The organism is Pantoea sp. C8B4 (genome assembly GCF_051336905.1).
GTDB lineage: Bacteria > Pseudomonadota > Gammaproteobacteria > Enterobacterales > Enterobacteriaceae > Pantoea > Pantoea rwandensis_B.
Map to the genome: position 1 here is coordinate 130442 of NZ_JBGMNK010000004.1, position 17824 is coordinate 148265.

General features: G+C 55.5%; 15 protein-coding genes, 1 tRNA gene and 1 riboswitch. Of the genes, 9 read left to right on the top strand and 7 right to left on the bottom strand.

Annotated features, from left to right (window positions below):
• The first annotated feature begins 99 nt into the window (after window positions 1-99).
• Both trhP and yegS read left to right on the top strand, forming a co-directional pair.
• Window positions 100-1467 (top strand): prephenate-dependent tRNA uridine(34) hydroxylase TrhP, encoded by a 1368-nt coding sequence (gene trhP / locus ACCW76_RS06925; protein WP_436338127.1) that lies wholly within the window; start codon window positions 100-102, stop codon window positions 1465-1467.
• 232 nt (window positions 1468-1699) lie between these two features.
• Window positions 1700-2599 (top strand): lipid kinase YegS, encoded by a 900-nt coding sequence (gene yegS, locus ACCW76_RS06930; RefSeq protein ID WP_436338129.1) that lies wholly within the window; start codon window positions 1700-1702, stop codon window positions 2597-2599.
• 358 nt (window positions 2600-2957) lie between these two features.
• Here yegS and ACCW76_RS06935 read toward each other — a convergent pair whose 3' ends face one another.
• On the bottom strand, window positions 2958-4079 hold the full coding sequence (locus ACCW76_RS06935; RefSeq protein ID WP_436338130.1) for a Gfo/Idh/MocA family protein: 1122 nt from the start codon (window positions 4077-4079) through the stop codon (window positions 2958-2960).
• Between the two features lie 308 nt (window positions 4080-4387).
• On the opposite strand from ACCW76_RS06935, the gene ACCW76_RS06940 reads away from it, so the two are divergent.
• The 5 genes from ACCW76_RS06940 to ACCW76_RS06960 all read left to right on the top strand — a co-directional run bounded on the left by ACCW76_RS06940 (window position 4388) and on the right by ACCW76_RS06960 (window position 9852).
• Window positions 4388-4463 (top strand) — tRNA-Asn (locus ACCW76_RS06940).
• 603 nt (window positions 4464-5066) lie between these two features.
• Window positions 5067-6077: a Zn-dependent oxidoreductase gene (locus tag ACCW76_RS06945; protein ID WP_436338224.1), complete on the top strand. Its 1011-nt coding sequence runs from the start codon at window positions 5067-5069 to the stop codon at window positions 6075-6077.
• Window positions 6078-6270: 193 nt separating this feature from the next.
• Window positions 6271-7554 carry an MFS transporter gene (locus tag ACCW76_RS06950; RefSeq protein WP_038645896.1) on the top strand — a complete coding sequence of 428 codons (1284 nt, stop codon included), beginning with the start codon at window positions 6271-6273 and terminating at the stop codon, window positions 7552-7554.
• A 52-nt stretch (window positions 7555-7606) separates the two neighbouring features.
• Window positions 7607-9067 carry a mannitol dehydrogenase family protein gene (locus tag ACCW76_RS06955; RefSeq protein ID WP_436338131.1) on the top strand — a complete coding sequence of 487 codons (1461 nt, stop codon included), beginning with the start codon at window positions 7607-7609 and terminating at the stop codon, window positions 9065-9067.
• Window positions 9068-9165: 98 nt separating this feature from the next.
• On the top strand, window positions 9166-9852 hold the full coding sequence (locus ACCW76_RS06960) for a GntR family transcriptional regulator (RefSeq protein WP_034824871.1): 687 nt from the start codon (window positions 9166-9168) through the stop codon (window positions 9850-9852).
• A gap of 212 nt (window positions 9853-10064) precedes the next feature.
• Here ACCW76_RS06960 and fbaB read toward each other — a convergent pair whose 3' ends face one another.
• From fbaB to thiM, 3 genes are all read right to left on the bottom strand, one after another.
• Window positions 10065-11117, bottom strand: coding sequence for a class I fructose-bisphosphate aldolase (gene fbaB / locus ACCW76_RS06965; protein ID WP_045832840.1), 1053 nt, complete (start codon window positions 11115-11117; stop codon window positions 10065-10067).
• Between the two features lie 197 nt (window positions 11118-11314).
• On the bottom strand, window positions 11315-12115 hold the full coding sequence (gene thiD / locus ACCW76_RS06970) for a bifunctional hydroxymethylpyrimidine kinase/phosphomethylpyrimidine kinase (RefSeq protein ID WP_436338132.1): 801 nt from the start codon (window positions 12113-12115) through the stop codon (window positions 11315-11317).
• Window positions 12112-12897 (bottom strand): hydroxyethylthiazole kinase, encoded by a 786-nt coding sequence (gene thiM / locus ACCW76_RS06975; RefSeq protein ID WP_436338133.1) that lies wholly within the window; start codon window positions 12895-12897, stop codon window positions 12112-12114. Before thiM ends, thiD begins: the two co-directional genes overlap by 4 nt.
• Before the next feature lie 33 nt (window positions 12898-12930).
• A riboswitch (TPP riboswitch) is annotated at window positions 12931-13026 on the bottom strand.
• Window positions 13027-13350: 324 nt separating this feature from the next.
• On the opposite strand from thiM, the gene ACCW76_RS06980 reads away from it, so the two are divergent.
• Window positions 13351-13554 (top strand): hypothetical protein, encoded by a 204-nt coding sequence (locus tag ACCW76_RS06980; RefSeq protein WP_436338134.1) that lies wholly within the window; start codon window positions 13351-13353, stop codon window positions 13552-13554.
• A 66-nt stretch (window positions 13555-13620) separates the two neighbouring features.
• On the opposite strand, the gene ahpF is transcribed toward ACCW76_RS06980, so the two are convergent.
• The gene (gene ahpF / locus ACCW76_RS06985) at window positions 13621-15189 is read right to left on the bottom strand and encodes an alkyl hydroperoxide reductase subunit F (RefSeq protein ID WP_045813599.1); all 1569 of its coding nucleotides are present in this window, start codon (window positions 15187-15189) and stop codon (window positions 13621-13623) included.
• Window positions 15190-15259: 70 nt separating this feature from the next.
• The gene (ahpC, locus tag ACCW76_RS06990; protein WP_034824884.1) at window positions 15260-15823 is read right to left on the bottom strand and encodes an alkyl hydroperoxide reductase subunit C; all 564 of its coding nucleotides are present in this window, start codon (window positions 15821-15823) and stop codon (window positions 15260-15262) included.
• A gap of 369 nt (window positions 15824-16192) precedes the next feature.
• Between ahpC and ACCW76_RS06995 the strand changes: the two genes are divergently transcribed.
• On the top strand, window positions 16193-16645 hold the full coding sequence (locus ACCW76_RS06995) for a GNAT family N-acetyltransferase (RefSeq protein ID WP_045813600.1): 453 nt from the start codon (window positions 16193-16195) through the stop codon (window positions 16643-16645).
• Here ACCW76_RS06995 and apbC read toward each other — a convergent pair.
• Complete coding sequence (gene apbC, locus ACCW76_RS07000) at window positions 16642-17754, bottom strand: iron-sulfur cluster carrier protein ApbC (protein WP_038645877.1); 1113 nt, start codon at window positions 17752-17754, stop codon at window positions 16642-16644. The genes ACCW76_RS06995 and apbC overlap by 4 nt on opposite strands.
• Window positions 17755-17824 lie beyond the last annotated feature (70 nt).

Sequence of the window (17824 nt, forward strand, 5' to 3'; positions counted from 1 at the left end):
TGCCTACAATTCCCCACCTTTTGCAGGGCCGTTTGATGCGGCTCGTGCACCTGCCATCGCCGATGGCATGCTGACCTGACATCAGTGAGATTTCCCTCCATGTTTAAACCTGAACTCCTTTCTCCAGCGGGATCGCTGAAGAATATGCGCTATGCCTTTGCCTATGGCGCTGACGCGGTGTATGCCGGTCAGCCGCGCTACAGCCTGCGCGTACGCAACAATGAATTCACCCACGAAGTGCTGGCCAAAGGCATTGACGAAGCCCACCAGCTGGGTAAGAAATTCTACGTGGTGGTGAACATCGCGCCGCATAACGCGAAGCTGAAAACCTTTATCCGCGACCTGACGCCGGTGGTGGAGATGCAGCCCGATGCGTTGATCATGTCCGATCCCGGCCTGATTATGCTGGTGCGCGAAGCCTTTCCTGAGATGCCGATTCATCTGTCAGTGCAGGCGAATGCGGTGAACTGGGCGACCGTGAAGTTCTGGCAGCAGATGGGGCTAACCCGCGTGATCTTGTCGCGCGAGCTGTCGCTGGAGGAGATTGCAGAAATTCGACAGCAGGTGCCAGAGATGGAGATCGAGATCTTCGTGCACGGCGCGCTGTGCATGGCCTATTCCGGCCGCTGCCTGCTGTCGGGTTATCTCAACAAGCGCGACCCCAATCAGGGCACCTGCACTAACGCCTGCCGCTGGGAATATAAAGTGGAGGAAGGCAAACAGGATGAGGTGGGCAATATTGTCGGTTTCCATCAACCGGTTGAGGTGCAGGAGCCCACGCTGGGCGTTGGCGCAACGACCGACCGCGTATTTTTGTTAGAAGAGAAGATGAAGCCCGGTGAAGTGATGAGTGCCTTTGAAGATGAGCACGGCACTTACATCATGAACTCAAAGGATTTGCGCGCGGTGGCCCACGTCGAGCGCCTGAGCCAGATGGGCGTGCATTCATTAAAAATTGAAGGCCGTACCAAATCTTTCTATTACTGCGCGCGCACCGCGCAGGTGTATCGTCGCGCCATCGATGATGCGGCAGCCGGCAAGCCGTTCGATCCGGCGCTGCTGGAGACGCTGGAAGGTCTGGCGCATCGCGGCTATACCGAGGGTTTCCTGCGTCGTCATACTCACGACAGTTATCAGAACTATGAACAGGGTTTCTCCGTTTCCGAACGCCAGCAGTTTGTCGGGGAATTTACCGGTGAGCGTCGCGGTGACTGGGCGCAGATCGCGGTGAAGAATAAGTTTCTGCTCGGTGACTCCGTGGAGATCATGACGCCGCAAGGCAATCTGAACTGTACGCTGGAATCGATGCAAAATGATAAAGGCGCGGCGGTGGAGGTGGCACCGGGCGATGGGCATCGCGTGTGGATCCCAGTACCGGAATCGGTGGATCTGGCCTTTGCCTTGTTGATGCGTAATTTTACTGACGGCAATAGCACCTACGATCCGCACGGAAAAAAGCGCACATAATGAAAAGAAAGGCGCGAAGTTAGAACAGGATCACAGACCGCCGCTGCGCCTCGCTTTAGAATCCCGCCTGCTGCTAACGAGTAACAATAAACAGCAGGTAGTACCAGGAACCACCTCATTCACCCGCCCGGCTCCCCCGTGCGGGTTTTCTTTTTTTCATCGCCCGCCGATAAAGTTCCCTGTCCAGCTATGCTATAACCACTGCATCGTATTTCGCCTCAAGGAACTGATTATGCAAAACAAACCACTGACGCTGCTTATCCTCAATGGAAAAGGCGCGGGCAATGAAGATTTGCGTGCGGCGGTTAATACGCTGCGTGAGGAAGGCTTTAATCTGGCGGTGCGCGTGACCTGGGAAAAGGGCGACGGCGACCGTTACGTGCAGGAAGCGGTGGAGTTGCAGGCTGAAACCGTGGTAGCCGGTGGCGGCGATGGCACCATCAATGAGATCGCCACGGCGCTGGCGGCGGTGGCTGCAGAGCAGCGTCCGGCGCTGGGTATTCTGCCGCTTGGCACGGCCAATGATTTCGCCACCAGCGTCGGTATTCCAGCGGAGATTGAACCGGCACTGCGTCTGGCGGTGTTGGGCAAAGCCAGCGCGATTGATTTGGCGCGCGTGAATGGCGATCGCTATTTTATCAATATGGCGACCGGCGGCTTTGGCACGCGTATCACCACGGAGACGCCGGAGAAATTGAAATCGGCTTTGGGCGGCGTGTCGTACTTTATTCACGGTTTGATGCGGGTGGATGCGCTGAAGCCGGATAGTTGTGAGATCAGCGGACCGGGCTTTGCGTGGCAAGGCGATGCATTGGTGATCGGCATTGGTAATGGTCGCCAGGCGGGCGGCGGGCAGAAGTTGTGTCCGGATGCGTTGATCAATGATGGGCAGCTGAATCTGAGCATTGTGACCGCGCAGGAGCTGTTGCCAACGCTGCTGCATTCGCTGACGCGCAATGATGAGAACCCGAATATTGTTTCGGCGCAGTTGCAGTCGCTACGCATTCGCTCCCCGCATGAGATGACGTTTAATCTGGATGGCGAGCCGTTGACCGGCAGTGAATTTGAAATTGAAGTGATGCCCGGCGCGCTGAGCTGCCGCCTGCCGCCGCAGTGCCCACTGCTGGCGTGATGTTTGTCAGTTGAGAGGCGGGTGATAAGAGCGGGTTGGTTGCCGGGGATGACGCAGTCTGGAGAGCTGGTGGTGATGGATTTTAGGGTGCCCGCGGTGTCGCCGTCTGGGGACCGTTCTGGGCCTGGCGGTCCTCGCGCCGCTGACGCGGTACCTTCACTTCACTCGTCAGCCTGACGGACCGGCGCAGACGGAACATCCCTGTTCCGGCTGCGCCTTTCGCCAGCATCCATGCTGGCTCTCCTGGCTTCCTCATTCCGTTCAGCGCTGCGAAATGCCTGCCCCAGAACGGCCCCCAGCCTGCTTATTAGCTTGAGTGCGTGCTATTAATCCAGGGCTTGCGCTTGACGAGTAGGCGTTACACCTTCATCCAGCGACGCTCGACGGCGGACACCGCGACCGCTTCCAGTACTTTCTGTACCTGCAAGCCTTCGGCAAAATCAGGCCACATGCGATCGCCTGCCGCGATACCGTTGATTAAATCGCGGATCTCGACGGTTTTCTGATCGTTAAAACCAATACCATGACCGGCTGATACGCAGAAATTAGCGTAATCGGGATGGGCCGGGCCGGTCAAAATGGTTTTGAAGCCCTGACGTCCAGCGGGTTCATCATGGATATACAGCTCAAGCTCGGCCATACGCTCCTGGGTGTAGCGCAGGGTGCCTTTGGTGCCAGTGACCACATAGGTCAGGCCCATTTTGCTGCCGCAGGCGATGCGTGAAGTTTCAAACACACCGTGCGCACCGTTTTTAAAGCGCAGCAGCGCGCTGGCCTGATCTTCGTTCTCAACTGGCAACAAACGTGAATGATCTTTCGGATCGGGACGCTGTTTAATCACCGTCATCATATCGCCGCTGACTTCTTCGATATCCCCGACCAGATAGTGCGCCATATTGACGATATGCGCCGCCAGATCGCCCAGCGCACCTAAACCGGCCAGCGCTTTCTGGCAGTGCCAGTCGAGCGGTGTTTCCGGACGTGCCAGATAATCTTCATTATGCGTACCGTAGAAATGAATCACTTCTCCAATCTCACCGCGCGCAATGATTTCACGCGCCAGCTGGCTGGTGGGGTTTTTCATGTAGTTGAAGCCCACCAGCGTTTTGACGCCTGCCTGCTGCGCGGCCTGCACCATCTCTTCTGCATCGGACACGGACAGGGAGAGCGGTTTCTCCGAGTAAACGTGTTTGCCGTTACGAATCGCTTCCAGCGCCATCTCTTTGTGCAGGAAGTTCGGCGCGCAGATATCGACCACATCAATGTTGGGATCGCGTACCAGCTCATGCCAGTCGCCGGTTGAACGGGCAAAGCCAAAGGTTGCCGCCTGTTTCGCGGCCAGTTCCGGGTTCACCTCTGCCAGCATTTCCCGCACGATTTCACCTTTCAGTGCGAAAACAGTGGGGGCCTGCGCGTAAGCAATGGCGTGACAACGACCAATGTAACCACTGCCGATCATACCGATTCTGACTTTGTTCATGCTGCACCTGGAGTTGTGGGTGGGAATTGATCTGGAATATATGTTTCGCTTTTGGCCCCGACAACGACGAAATGAAATATCTGTGATCATACCTGCGAGGTATTCGACAGAATCGACAAATCAGAATGTAATTTTGCATAGCATTAGTGACTTACATCACAAATAGGCCCGATATCGAGTGTGATTCGCCGCGAGAGAGGGAAGAGAAACGCAAAATTGACGCTTTATTCAGCAGTCAGTAAAAAATGTGGAAAAGGCCTTTGACAACCCAGAGCCTGCTCGTTACTATGCGCCCCGTTCCAAACGATTCCTCTGTAGTTCAGTCGGTAGAACGGCGGACTGTTAATCCGTATGTCACTGGTTCGAGTCCAGTCAGAGGAGCCAAATTCTTGAAAAGAGCAGCCTAACAGGCTGCTTTTTTTATGCCTGAAATTTGGGGGCGAGCGGGTTGAATAACCGGACGACACCCTATCCAAAGTCCTTGTGAGTTCAATCTGACGGTCTCGGCCAAATCTGCATATCGCATCCCAGCTTAAACACCTCAGCCTGGCCTGAACATCTCCAACCCAACTCAACATCTCAATCCTGGCTGAACATCCCGAACCCAACTCACCTCCTCAATCCTGCCTGAAGACCTTAAACTCAATCTGAACATCGCCACCCAGCTTGAATACCTTTGGCCTGCCTAAGCATCTCAACCCAGGCTGAACATCCCACATCCCACATCTCAAATCCCACATCTCACATCTCACATCTCACATCTCACATCTCTGCATGTTTTGATTCTTGCAGCCTCACATCAAATTCCCCCGCCCCATCTCCCAAACCGACACCGTTCTTCGCTCACCCTCCCTGCACTCTGTGACTCTCTTCACAACTCTTTAACGCCGACTTGTATGGTAGTATTAGCAAGCGTATTTTTCATTCATTGCATTCCCGTTGATGCCAAATCCAGCGATTGAGCGTGTATCTGGCAAGGAGTAAATGATGAAAAGTGTCGTAATTGAACAACCGGGTGAACTGGTGCTGGCGGAACGCACATTGCCAGAACCAGCCGCAGGCGAAGTGCGTGTCAAAGTACAGTTTGCCAGTATCTGCGGTTCAGATGTGCACATCTGGCACGGCCACAATCCCTTCGCCAAATACCCGCGCGTGATTGGTCACGAGTTCTTCGGCTTGATCGATGCCGTCGGTGAAGGCGTGGATGCCGCGCGAATCGGTGAACGTGTCGCGGTGGATCCGGTGGTGAGTTGCGGACACTGCTACCCTTGCTCTGTTGGACGCCCGAACGTCTGCAAAGAATTGCAGGTGATCGGTGTACACCGTGACGGCGGTTTCAGCGAGTTCGCGGTGGCACCGGCGAAGAACGCATTCGCTCTGCCGGCTTCCATTCCCGACAAACTGGCCAGCCTGGTAGAGCCCTTCACCATCGCGGCGAACATCACCGCCTTCCTTAAGCCGCAGGTCAATGACGTGGCGCTGATTTACGGCGCAGGCCCGATGGGCTTAACCGCGATTCAGGTGCTGAAAGGCGTCTACGGCGTAGAAAAAGTGCTGGTGGTGGATCGTCTGCCGGAACGTCTGGCGCTGGCGCAAGCAAATGGTGCCGATCTGGTGTTCAACAACAGCGACATTCCGCTGGCCGCACAGCTTGAAGGCGTGCAACCCACGCTGATCATTGATGCCGCCTGCCATCCCACCATCCTGGCCGAAGCCGCTGCCCTCGCCTCTCCGGCGGCGCGTATTGGCCTGCTGGGCTTCTCTGGTGAACCTTGCAGCATTACGCAGCAGGCATTAACCAGCAAAGAGCTGTCACTGTTCACTTCGCGTCTTAATAGCCATCGCTTCCCGCAGGTGATTGAGTGGATGGAAAAAGGTCAGATTCAGCCAGAAAAACTCGTCACGCACTATTTCCCGCTGGCGGAGATTGAACGTGCGATGACGCTGTTCGAAAAAGATCCGCGCACTTGCTGCAAAGTGATTCTGCACATGGGTTAAGTTAATCTTCACACCAGGTGTCCTTAATCCGGTGCGTACCTGCCGGCCAATATAATAATCCTCTCAATGCTTCAGGCTGTATCAAGGCGGCCAGTGATTAAGCCCCCAGACGCTTACAACGATAAGTGAATGGGGTGCAATCACGCAGCCAACTTAAAGACAGATTGAAGCATGACGAGGAAACGGAGTTTCTATGTTAAAGAATCTACGCTGGACCCTCGTACTGCTGTTGTTCCTGGTTTATATGATCAACTACCTCGATCGTATTGCCCTTTCTCTGACTGTACCGCTGGTAGAAAAAGACCTGATGATCAACGCCGAACAGTTCGGCATGATTTTCGGTAGCTTCTTCTTTGGCTACGCGCTGTTTAACTTTATCGGTGGCCTGGCGACCGATAAATTCGGCCCCACCATCGTGCTCGGCACCGCCGTCGGTATGTGGTCGCTGTTCTGCGGCATGACCGCACTGGCGACCGGCTTCTGGTCGATGATGATTCTGCGCGTGCTGTTCGGCATGGCGGAAGGTCCGATCTGCGCCTCGGCAAACAAAGCGATTAACGGCTGGTTCCCGAAAAAACAGGCGGCTACCGCGATGGGCTTGCTCAGTGCCGGTTCACCGTTGGGTGGCGCGGTAGCCGGTCCGATTGTCGGCTATCTGGCATTGTCATTCGGCTGGCGTCCGGCGTTCGTGGTGATCTGCCTGATTGGTCTGGTATGGATGTGCCTGTGGTTCTACTTCGCCGCAGATAATCCCGCGCGCAGCAAAAAAGTCTCTGCAGAAGAGCGCGCACTGGTGGAAAAACTGAAAGCGGAAGAACCGGCTGACGTTATCGATCCGACCGGCAAAGCGCACGGCATGGGCTACTACCTGCGTCAGCCGATTATCCTGGTGACCGCTTTTGCCTTCTTCTGCTACAACTACATTCTGTTCTTCTTCCTGAGCTGGTTCCCGGCCTATCTGGTGCAGGCGCACGGCCTGGACATCAAATCCATGAGTATCACCACCATGATCCCGTGGATTGTCGGCTTCGTCGGCCTGGCATTGGGCGGCTGGATCTCAGATAAGATTTTCAACATCACGGGCAAGCTGCTGCTGTCGCGCAAAATCGTGCTGGTGGTCTCGCTGCTGGCTGCCGCGATCTGCGTGGCACTGGCGGGAACGATTAAAGAGGTGAATTCGGCGGTGATCATGATGTCGATCTCCATCTTCTTCCTCTACATCACCGGTGCGATTTACTGGGCGATTATTCAGGATGTGGTGCATAAAAGCCGTGTCGGCAGCATCAGTGGCTTTATCCATCTGATTGGCAGCCTGTCCGGGATTGTTGGACCGATTGTCACGGGCTTTATCGTGCAGCACACCGGCAAATTCGATAGCGCCTTTATTCTGGCGGGCTGTGTCGCCGGGATTGGTGCGATGTTAGTGCTGTTTGTGATTCGTAGCCCAAAGACCATAGATAAACCGGTGTCCGCATAACAGATTGACCATAATGGGGCGCTCAGCGCCCCGTTTGCTAAAAGGAAAACGCATGTTAGAGCTTGATCGCCTTCCCGCCGACGTCCAACGTCCCGCTTATGACCGCAGCCAGTTGAAAACCCGCATGGTGCACATCGGCTTTGGTGCTTTTCACCGTGCGCATCAGGCGCTCGCCACCGATAAACTGGCGGCGGAAGGCAGTGACTGGGGCTACTGCGAAGTGAATCTCAACAGCGGCGCATTGATTCAGGCGCTGCGCCAACAGGATTTGCTCTATACCCTCACCGAGATGGCCGATAGCAGCCTGCACACCCGCGTGATTGGCGTGGTGACGCAAGCGCTGCATGGCAAAGGCGACGGCATTGATGCGGTGATTGAGGCGATGAGCCAGCCCGATGTGGCGATTGTCTCGATGACGGTGACCGAGAAAGGCTATTGCTATATGCCCTCCAGCGGCAAGCTCAACCCGGATCATCCTGATATCGTGCATGATCTGGAAAACCCCACGCAGCCCCGTTCCCTGCCGGGCCTGATTCTGGCGGCGATTATCCGTCGTCGCGAGCGTGGATTAGCGCCGTTCAGCGTGATGTCCTGCGACAACATGCCAGAGAACGGCCATGTCACGCGCAACGTCATCACCCAACTGGCAGAGCGCCATAGCCACGAACTGGCAGAGTACATTCAAACGCACATCACCTTCCCTTCCACCATGGTGGACCGCATCGTCCCCGCGATGACTGATGCGGCGTTTGATGCGCTGGAAGCACGCTTAGGCAGCAGCGATCCGGTCGCGGTAGAAGCCGAGCCTTTCTTCCAGTGGGTCATTGAAGATAACTTCGTCAATGGACGCCCGGCATGGGAAAACGCCGGTGCTGAGCTGGTGAGTGATGTATTGCCGTTCGAAGAGATGAAGCTGCGCATGCTCAACGGCAGCCACTCCTTCCTCGCCTATCTTGGCTTCCTCGCCGGGTATGAACACATCAGCGATTGCATGGCCGACAACCACTTCCGCACGGCAGCGCGCGCGCTGATGTTGCAGGATCAGGCCCCGACACTGCGCACTCAGGGCGTGGATCTCACCGCTTATGCCGACTCGCTGATTGCACGCTACGAAAACCGCGCCATCAAGCATCGTACTTACCAGATCGCCACCGATGGCACACAGAAGCTGCCGCAGCGTTTGCTGGACAGCGTGCGCTGGCATCTGCGTAACGGCACATCTTGTGACTATCTGCTGCTCGGTGTGGCGGGCTGGATGCGTTACGTGAGCGGTGTCGATGAGCAAGGGCAGGCGATTGAGATTCGCGACCCAATGAAAGAACAATTGGCGAGTATCGTTGCGCATAGCGATGACGGTGCACAGCGCGTCGAAGCCTTACTGCGGATACAAGCGGTGTTTGGCGATGATTTACGTTATCAGACCGCCTTTGTCTCACGCGTCACTGAGTTGTATAACCAGCTTAATACCCAAGGTGCACGCGCCACGGTGCAAGCCCTTGTGACGCAGGCGTAAGCGCTTTCACAAATGTGTAGCGCAGATGCAGCGTGCTGATTAGACTGAACCTTTCTCATCGGGCTGGCGTAGGCCAGCCGTAATACGGATATTGCTGCATGTCGATTGCCTATACCATAACCACCAGCGAACCCGTAAATCAGCAGATCTATCGTTATCTGCGCAAAGATATCGTGACCTGCGCCATTCATCCGGGCTCGTTGCTGTCCGAAAAGGAAGTGTCCGCGCGCTTTAATGTGTCGCGCCAGCCGGTACGCGAAGCCTTTATCAAACTGGCGGAAGCGGGTCTGGTGCAGGTGCTGCCGCAGCGTGGCACTTTTGTGCGCAAGATTTCCGCCCAGCGCGTGGCCGACGGCCGTTTTATCCGTGAAGCGGTGGAGATTGCCGTGGTGCGTCGCGCTGCGCAGGAGATCACCCCCGAGGGATTGATGGCGCTGGAGCATAACCTACAGCTGCAACGCTTAGCTGCTGAACGCCACGACAGCCAGGCGTTTTTAGCGCTGGACGATGAGTTTCATCGCCTGATTGCCGAAGGGATTAACTGCCTGCTGGCGTGGGAAACGGTGGAGAACATCAAAGCCACCATGGACCGCGTGCGCTTCCTGACTCTGAGCGAAGTGTCGCCACCGGAAAGCTTGATTCAGCAGCATGAAAACATCTACCAGGCGTTAAAAGCGCAAGATGTTGAAGCGGCAGAAGCGGCGATGCGCCGTCATCTGCAGGAGATGATTTTGACCATTACGCCGATTGCTGAGCGTAATAGCGAGTGGTTTGAAGCGCCTTAGTTCCTCTGCAATTTGATGCCTCACCCCGCCCCTTACACACAACTAAGGGGGATAAAGCAGAGCGTGAGTAAAGTGTGGTTTGCGGGTGAGTGAAAAGCGAAGTGCTGGCCAGTAAAGCGAGCTTTGCAGATAAGATTTCGTCCCAATGCTGCCATTGATACTTCGTTGGATCGGTTCCCCTCCCGCTTGCGGGAAGGGATTTGGGCAATCAATTACGCAATCGTCACATCTTTCGCCAGATAAACATCCTGCACCGCATTAATCAGCTGCACGCCCTCTTTCAGCGACTTCTTAAACGCCTTGCGACCCAGAATCAGCCCCATACCGCCCGCACGCTTGTTGATCACCGCAGTACGCACTGATTCGGCAATGTCGGTGTCTCCGGCTGATGCGCCGCCAGAGTTGATCAATCCCGCACGGCCCATATAGCAGTTCGCCAGCTGGTAGCGCACCAGATCGATGGGGTTCTCCGTGGTCAGCTTGCTGTAGACGCGCTCATCGGTGTGACCGAATTTCACCGCCTTGTAGCCGCCGTTGTTCTCGGCCATCTTCTGCTTCACGATGTCTGCGCCAATGGTCGCTGCCAGATGGTTGGCCTGGCCGGTCAAATCGGCGCTTGCATGGTAATCCACGCCGTCTTTCTTGAAGCCATCATTGCGCAGATAAGCCCACAGCACCGTCACCATACCCAGTTCATGGGCACGCTCAAAGGCGGCCGAGATCTCTTCAATCTGACGGCGTGACTGCTCAGAACCAAAATAGATGGTCGCGCCCACCGCGATCGCACCCAAGTTGAATGCCTGCTCAACGCTGGCATACAGGGTTTGATCGTATTGGGTCGGATAGCTCAGGGTTTCGTTGTGGTTAAGTTTCACCATGAACGGAATGCGGTGCGCATAGCGGCGTGATACCGAGGCCAGCACGCCATAGGTCGAAGCCACGCAGTTGCAGCCCGCTTCAATCGCCAGCTCAACGATGTTCTTCGGATCAAAATAAGCCGGGTTAGCGGCGAAGGAGGCGCCCGCTGAGTGTTCAACGCCCTGATCGACCGGCAAAATCGACAGATAGCCAGTGCCCGCCAGGCGACCGGTGTTGTACAGGGTTTGCATATTGCGTAATACGGCAGGAGAACGATTGTTGTCGATCATCACGCGATCGACGAAATCCGCGCCCGGTAAATAAAGGCTGTCCGCTGGAATGGTCATGCAGCGATGTTGAAGAAGAGAATCCGCTTCTTTGCCCAATAACTGTACGATGTCCGTCATGTTGGCTCCTGAATAAATGGCTGGAATGGAACCGGCAATGGCCGATTCGCCCCCAACAGCCTGGACCGAAAAGCGCCAGGCTGGCAAATTGCTGACACCATTTTTCAGACGGATACGCAGTAAAAAAATTCTGCCACCTTGCGATGGGCGGCCTGCAGATTGCATCCTGCAACGCTGAGGCACGCCATAATGCTTGCCTACCACCACTGATGGAAATGGTGCACCGGCCCAATGCCTTTACCGACTTCCAGCGAGTCCGCATGCAGCAAGGCCTGCTGCAACCAGGCTTTAGCTTCGGTGACTGTGTCCGCCCAGTTATCATGACGTGGACGCAACGCCGCTAAAGCAGCGGACAGCGAACAGCCGGTGCCGTGGGTATGGCGCGTATTGACGCGTGGGGCGGTAAAGCGCTGGCGGCCCGCGCGGGTGATCAGCCAGTCCGGGCTTTCGGCATCACTGAGATGTCCGCCTTTCATCAATACGGCTTCACAACCGAGATCCAACAGCGCATCGCCCTGCATCAGCATGGTATTTTCATCCTGCGCCATATCCCGCCCCAGCAGCGCAGCGGCTTCGGGCAGATTGGGGGTGATCAGCGACACCTGCGGAAGCAGCAGTTCACGCACGCTGGCCACCGCATCGGGCGACAGCAGCGGATCGCCACTCTTGGCGATCATCACCGTATCCAGCACCACAAACGGCAGGCTGGCGCGTTTCAGCCGCTCGGCAACCACTTCGACAATCGCGGTTTCAGACAGCATGCCGATTTTGGCGGCATCAATGCGCACATCATCCAGCACGGAATCCAGCTGCGCGCCAACAAAATCGGGTTCGATGCGATACACCGACTGCACGCCGCAGGTGTTCTGCGCCACCAGCGCGGTGATCACGCTGGTGCCATACGCGCCCAGTGCGGAGAAGGCTTTCAAATCGGCCTGAATGCCCGCGCCGCCGCTTGGGTCAGTGCCAGCAATGGTTAACGCGTTGATGCGTTTCATACAGTGACCTCCAGCGTCCAGAGGTTATCCAGAAAAGCCGCAACAAAGCTGCCTGGCCCCTGAACGGCACGTGCCGCCTGTTCACCCGCCAGAGACATCACACGACACGCCGCCGCGACATGCTGTAAACGGTCGCCCGGCAAGCTGCTGAAGGCTGCGACCACGGCTGAAAGCGCGCAGCCGGTACCGACCACGCGCGTCATTAGCGGGCTACCGCCAGGAATCGCCAGCGTGCGTGTGCCATCGGTGATGTAATCGACTTCGCCAGTGACCGCCACCAGCGTGTGGTAATCCTGCGCCAGCTGTTGTGCCGCGCTCAGTGCCGCATCGGCCTGATGCACGCTGTCCACGCCGCGTCCGCCCGCAGCCTGGTTAGCCAGCGCGAGGATTTCCGACGCGTTGCCACGAATTGCGGCGGGATGCAGGTTCAGCAGCTGCTGGCTGAATTCGGTACGGAATGAGAGTGCGCCCACGGCCACCGGATCGAGCGTCCAGGGCGTGCCAGCCTTTTGAGCAGCCTGCACCGCCGCCAGCATTGCATCCCGACGATCGCGGGTTAAGGTGCCCACGTTGATCAGCAGCGCATCGGCAAAACTCACAAACTGCACGGCTTCTTCGGCATCGATCACCATTGCAGGAGAGGCTTGTAGAGCCAGCAGCACATTGGCAGTGAAGGTTTGCACCACGTCATTGGTCATGCAGTGCACCAGCGGCGCCTGCTGACGCAGCAGCTGTAGGGATTGCGCGAGTTGCGCGGGGGTAAGAAGGTCAGGCTGTGTCATAAAACTCCCAACCGGCGATCAAGAAGGCGAATGCGGTCAGGCATCTGACTTCCCTACGCTGGCATTATCCAGATCAGGTCAGCGGGTGTATCTCAGCCCTGTTTAACAGGGGCACCCCGAGTCATGGCATGGTGAACATGCCGCACACAGAATAAGGGCAGTTCGGGATGTTGTAAATCGTGGTGCTTTGAAAGACGCTGAAAACGGCACTAAATCAAAATAGTTAAAATCATTCGATAGGCTGAATTTTAAAAAAAGCTGTATCGGTCAATTATCATCATTAAATAATTCTCATCTGAATTTGCCAGATTTATTCTAATCACTGAAAAATCGACTAATAAACACCCGCCTTCGCATTCATTGATGCACATCAACGCCCCGCCCACTGTGGCAAGGCCTAATCCCCCTCCGGACTTGAAGAGAGTCACTGCCTATCCAATTCCGGAATCGATAATGATCTCAAAATTATTCAGCTTTATTCCGCACGCCCATAAATGGCACGACATTCGTATTTCGCGTAAAGGCGCAATTTGCCCTTCCGGCCGCCACTATTTTTCTACCCATGTTGAAGCGCAATGCAAAGGTTGCGGTGAGCGTTTGCATAAAATTTATTATCGCGACGTCAGCGATGCGGAAGCACGCCGTTGGTTAGGATGAATAACAGGCAAAAAAAAGCCCCGTAACATCCGTTACGGGGCTGCTGCGTGGCTATCGCAATAAAACTTATTCAGCCGGTTGGGTGCGGATCAGGTAATCGAACGCGCTGAGTGAGGCTTTCGCACCTTCACCGCTGGCGATAATGATCTGCTTGTACGGCACCGTGGTGCAGTCACCGGCCGCGAACACGCCTTTCAGGCTGGTTTCGCATTTGGCGTCGATGATGATCTCGCCCATTTTGTTACGTTCCACCGCGCCTTCGAGGAAGGTGGTGTTGGGCAGCAGACCAATCTGCACGAAGATGCCGCTCAGCGCGATTTCATGGCTGGTCTGGTTGTTACGATCGATGTAGCTCAAGCCCGTCACTTTGCTGCCGTCGCCTTTCACTTCGGTGGTCTGGGCATTCAGAATCACATCGACGTTTTTCAGGCTGCGCAGTTTGTCCTGCAGTACTTTGTCGGCACGCATTTCGCTGGCAAATTCCAGCAGCGTCACGTGCTCAACCAGGCCAGCCAGATCGATAGCCGCTTCGACACCGGAGTTACCGCCGCCGATCACCGCAGTGCGTTTACCTTTAAACAGCGGGCCATCGCAGTGTGGGCAGTAAGTCACGCCTTTGGTGCGATACTGCTCTTCACCCGGCACACCCATGTTGCGCCAGCGTGCACCGGTGGCAATGATGATACTGCGTGATTTCAATACCGCGCCAGACGCGGTTTCAATCGCGTGCAGACCGCCCTCTTTGGCTGCGGGAATCAGCTTGATGGCGCTCTGGGTGTCGATGACGTCAACATCGTAATCATCAACGTGGGCGCGCAGTGAACCCGCCAGCTTAGCGCCTTCGGTTTTCTGGACTGAGATGTAGTTTTCGATGTCTACGGTGTCGAGTACCTGGCCACCAAAACGCTCGCCCATCAGGCCAGTGCGGATACCTTTACGCGCCGAGTAAATCGCTGCCGCTGCGCCCGCTGGGCCGCTGCCGACGATCAGCACTTCATAGGCTTCACGCTTGTTCAGCTCTTCTGCCGCACGCTTCTCTGCGTTGGTGTCCACTTTGCCGACGATTTCCGCCAGGCTCAAACGGCCCTGACCGAACTCTTTGCCGTTGAGGAATACCGCAGGAACGCCCATCACATTACGCTCAGTGATTTCGTTCTGGAACATGCCGCCATCAATCGCGGTGTGGCTGATGCGTGGGTTCAGCACCGCCATCAGGTTCAGTGCCTGTACTACGTCAGGGCAGTTATGGCATGACAGTGAGTAATAGGTTTCGAAATGCAGGTCAGTATCCAGAGCCACCACTTGCTCCAGCAGGCTCTGCGACTCTTTCGAAGGGTGTCCACCGGTCTGCAACAGTGCCAGCACCAGTGAAGTAAATTCGTGTCCCATTGGCGAACCGGCAAAGCGAGGACCGCTCTGGCTGCCTGGGTTAGTGATCAGGAAAGAGGGTTTACGAACCGGACGATCATTCTCTTCACGGAAGCTGACTTTTTCTGACAAGCTCGCGATATCGGTCAGCAGAGAACGGATCTCCGCAGATTTAGCGCCATCATCCAGTGTGGCAATCAACTCAACCGGTTTCGTTAATTTCTCAAGGTAAGCCTTGAGCTGTGTTTTTAAATTGGTATCGAGCATAGTGAGTTCCTGTCAAGAAAATCGGGTGCCGTAGCACCCGATTGAGAAAGATCGAATGGCTGGGTGTGACTTAGATTTTGCCAACCAGGTCCAGAGATGGAGCCAGTGTTGCTTCGCCTTCTTTCCATTTAGCCGGGCAAACTTCGCCTGGGTGAGAAGCAACATACTGAGCCGCTTTGATTTTGCGGATCAGGTCAGATGCGTCACGGCCAATGCCTTCAGCGGTGATTTCGATAGCCTGAATGATGCCCTGTGGGTCAACAATGAAGGTACCGCGATCTGCCAGACCTTCGTCTTCGCGCATGATTTCGAAGTTACGGGTCAGTGCGCCAGTTGGGTCGCCGATCATCGCGTATTTGATTTTTGCGATGGTTTCGGAAGAACCGTGCCAGGCTTTGTGGGTAAAGTGCGTGTCGGTAGAAACAGAGTAGATGTCTACGCCCAGTTTCTGCAACTCTTCATGATGGTCTGCCACGTCACCCAGTTCAGTCGGGCATACGAAGGTGAAGTCAGCCGGGTAGAAGAAGAAAACACTCCATTTACCTTCAACGTCTTTCTCGGTTACGTCGATGAATTCGCCGTTTTTGAACGCTGCGTTTTTGAATGGTTTGATTTTGGTATTAATGATGGACATGGTGACCTCCGTTAAAAGATGTGATGCAAGTTACAGTTTTTCCGGGCCAACTTCTAATATGCAGTCGTTATCAATCAGATAATCAAAAGCTATCAAAGTGCTGATGCCAGATTCCATGCGGCTTGCCGCGGCATTCTACACAGAAAGCCTGATGATTTGACAGGCTTTATCTTTTTGGTCGGCTATTGTTACCTAAGGTTGCCCTGTATGGCGACAGATGCGCATCAATGCGCACCCTACGAAAATCCTGCTTTGCTGTAGGGTCACCCTTCCCTGGGACTGTTGCGATATAAACACCCTGCTTTGATGTAGGGTCAGCATTTATGGCGACCAACACACGATTTGCCATTCTTCAACTGGAGCCCCTGCTTGGACATTCGATTATTTGAGGAAGCCGATCGCCCTTTTCTGCGCACACTGTTTCTGGCTGCACGACGTCATAGCTGGACCTGGCTGGATGGCGATGATTGGGCGCTGGAAGATCTGGATGGGGTGATATTGGGTGAAACGGTGTTAGTGGCGTTCGTCGAGGGCCACCGCGCCGGATTTGCCGGCATCCTTCCTAACGACAATTTCCTGCACAGCCTGTATGTCGATCCTGACTTTCAGGGCCGCGGCATTGGCAGCGCTCTGCTGGAGGCGGTGCAGCGCCGCTTCACCTCAACCGGTGCGTTGAAATGCCTGATGCTGAATGAGCCCGCGCAGGCGTTTTACCTGAAACACGGCTGGCAGCGTGAAGCCACCGGTGTGAGCGAACAGGGAAAGTACGTGCTGATGCATTTTCCGCTGACGGCGCGCGCCAGCGGAAAAACGTTGCGTTAAACTGCGCGGAAGGCAATATCGGCCGGGATCACGTCACCCTGCCAATAAAGCTGGGCGGCCACGCGACCGGCTAATTGACGATAGAGTGCGGTGAATTCGCTGTCCGGACGACGGATCACCGTCGGCTCACCATCATCCAGATCCTCACGCAGATTGATGTGCAGCGGCAATTGCGCCAGCAGCTGCGTGTGGTAATCAGCCGCCAGCTTCTGCGCGCCGCCCGTGCCAAATATCGGCTCGTGATGGCCACATTCGCTGCAAATGTGAATACTCATGTTCTCCACAATGCCCAACACCGGCACGCTGACCTTCTCAAACATCACAATGCCTTTGCGCGCATCAATCAGGGCGATGTCCTGTGGTGTCGTCACCACCAGCGCGCCTGTCACCGGTACGTTTTGCGCCAGCGTTAACTGGATATCACCGGTGCCTGGCGGCATATCGAGAATCAAATAATCGAGATCAGGCCACATCGTCTCGTTCAACAGTTGCATCAGCGCTTTGCTGGCCATCGGACCGCGCCACACCATCGCATTCTCATCGGTGACCAGATAGCCAATCGAGTTGGTCGCCAATCCGTGCGCCATAATCGGTGCCATGTGCGTGCCATCCGGTGAGGTTGGACGCTGGCTTTCGGTGCCGAGCATATTGGGAATCGACGGGCCGTAAATATCGGCATCGAGAATACCGACCTTCGCGCCTTCGGCAATCAGCGCCAGCGCCATGTTCACCGCCGTGCTGGATTTGCCGACGCCGCCTTTACCGGAACTCACCGCAATGATGTTCTTCACGCCTGTCGCGCCGGGATGATTTTTCACCCGCTTGAGCGTGGCAATATCATGGCGCAAACGCCAGTCAATGGCGCTGGCATGGGTTAAGCGCAGTAGTTCAGCGCTGGTTTGCGCCTTAAGCTCCTCAAAGGCTGAGGCCCACGCAAACGGCATCACCAGTTCGATGTGCAGTTTGCCGTCGAGTAACGCCACATGACGCAGCGCTTTGAGGGTAGTCAGATTGTGATGCAGCGTCGGATGTTCAAAGTCACTCAGCACGCCGATAACCACAGCGCGCAATGCTTCGGGTGAATGATGTTCCCGGGATTGTGAAGTCATCCCAACTCCTTGTGTTTTCATAACGCCAGATAACGGCGGTGTGCTTTCAATAATATCAGATGCCGTCCAG

Excerpts from the sequence above, each read along its gene's own strand:
- trhP (WP_436338127.1), top strand. The coding sequence starts at position 100 with ATGTTTAAACCTGAACTCCTTTCTCCAGCGGGATCGCTGAAGAATATG.
- yegS (WP_436338129.1), top strand. The coding sequence starts at position 1,700 with ATGCAAAACAAACCACTGACGCTGCTTATCCTCAATGGAAAAGGCGCG.
- ACCW76_RS06935 (WP_436338130.1), bottom strand. The coding sequence starts at position 4,079 with ATGAACAAAGTCAGAATCGGTATGATCGGCAGTGGTTACATTGGTCGT.
- ACCW76_RS06945 (WP_436338224.1), top strand. The coding sequence starts at position 5,067 with ATGAAAAGTGTCGTAATTGAACAACCGGGTGAACTGGTGCTGGCGGAA.
- ACCW76_RS06950 (WP_038645896.1), top strand. The coding sequence starts at position 6,271 with ATGTTAAAGAATCTACGCTGGACCCTCGTACTGCTGTTGTTCCTGGTT.
- ACCW76_RS06955 (WP_436338131.1), top strand. The coding sequence starts at position 7,607 with ATGTTAGAGCTTGATCGCCTTCCCGCCGACGTCCAACGTCCCGCTTAT.
- ACCW76_RS06960 (WP_034824871.1), top strand. The coding sequence starts at position 9,166 with ATGTCGATTGCCTATACCATAACCACCAGCGAACCCGTAAATCAGCAG.
- fbaB (WP_045832840.1), bottom strand. The coding sequence starts at position 11,117 with ATGACGGACATCGTACAGTTATTGGGCAAAGAAGCGGATTCTCTTCTT.
- thiD (WP_436338132.1), bottom strand. The coding sequence starts at position 12,115 with ATGAAACGCATCAACGCGTTAACCATTGCTGGCACTGACCCAAGCGGC.
- thiM (WP_436338133.1), bottom strand. The coding sequence starts at position 12,897 with ATGACACAGCCTGACCTTCTTACCCCCGCGCAACTCGCGCAATCCCTA.
- ACCW76_RS06980 (WP_436338134.1), top strand. The coding sequence starts at position 13,351 with ATGATCTCAAAATTATTCAGCTTTATTCCGCACGCCCATAAATGGCAC.
- ahpF (WP_045813599.1), bottom strand. The coding sequence starts at position 15,189 with ATGCTCGATACCAATTTAAAAACACAGCTCAAGGCTTACCTTGAGAAA.
- ahpC (WP_034824884.1), bottom strand. The coding sequence starts at position 15,823 with ATGTCCATCATTAATACCAAAATCAAACCATTCAAAAACGCAGCGTTC.
- apbC (WP_038645877.1), bottom strand. The coding sequence starts at position 17,754 with ATGACTTCACAATCCCGGGAACATCATTCACCCGAAGCATTGCGCGCT.